Source organism: Vibrio sp. 1402, from assembly GCF_033340275.1.
The window spans coordinates 1-719 of record NZ_JAWOWE010000253.1 but is presented as its reverse complement, the minus strand read 5'-3'; the positions used below and the strand labels follow the sequence as shown (position 1 = coordinate 719).

Genomic DNA, 719 nt, shown 5'->3' with positions numbered 1-719 from the left:
TGCCGCTAAAGGTGCTGGCGTGAAGAACATTGCACTGGCAGCGGAGAAACCTTAATGGGTAGGCTGTTAATTGCGTTACCAGCGTCATTATTGATCGCCGTGAGTTTGTTTAGCTTTATGGCGTGGATGGTCGATAATGGCAATCAACGCGCACCAAAACCGTCTGAGGCAGTGCGTTTTGATATGGTCATGGTTGAAAACGATGCCGATGTGCAGCGTCGTCAACGTTCAGTACCAGAGCAGCCAGAGCCACCTCAAGCACCAGAGCCGATGGAGCTGTCTCAAGCCAACACGCAAGTTGAGCCGATGAGCCAAGTAACACCGATCAGCGCGCTTGGGTTAAACACGGCGTTAGATGGTATTGCGATTAATGCGCCAAACCTAAAGGGAACCATGGGCAATCAACAAGCGTTACCGCTGTATAAAGTTGAACCTCGTTACCCAAGTAAAGCATTAAAACGCAAGGTTGAAGGCTATGTGATCATGCGCTTTACGATTGACACGACAGGTCGTCCAAAAGACATTGAAGTGATCGATGCAGAGCCAAAGCGTATGTTTGAAAAAGAAGCCATTAGCGCGTTGAAGAAGTGGAAATACCAACCCAAAGTTGAAAATGGTGTGTCGATTGAGCAGTTCGGACAAACCGCAAAAGTGGAGTTCAAATTAGGCAAATGATGAAGAAATTCTTAATCACAACGCTGCTTAGTTTGACCGCAGCC

At 47.6% G+C, this 719-nt stretch carries 1 protein-coding gene; it reads left to right on the top strand.

Annotation, left to right across the window (positions count from 1 at the left end):
- Positions 1-54 precede the first annotated feature (54 nt).
- On the top strand, positions 55-675 hold the full coding sequence (locus tag R7044_RS25395) for an energy transducer TonB (RefSeq protein WP_005484262.1): 621 nt from the start codon (positions 55-57) through the stop codon (positions 673-675).
- Positions 676-719 lie beyond the last annotated feature (44 nt).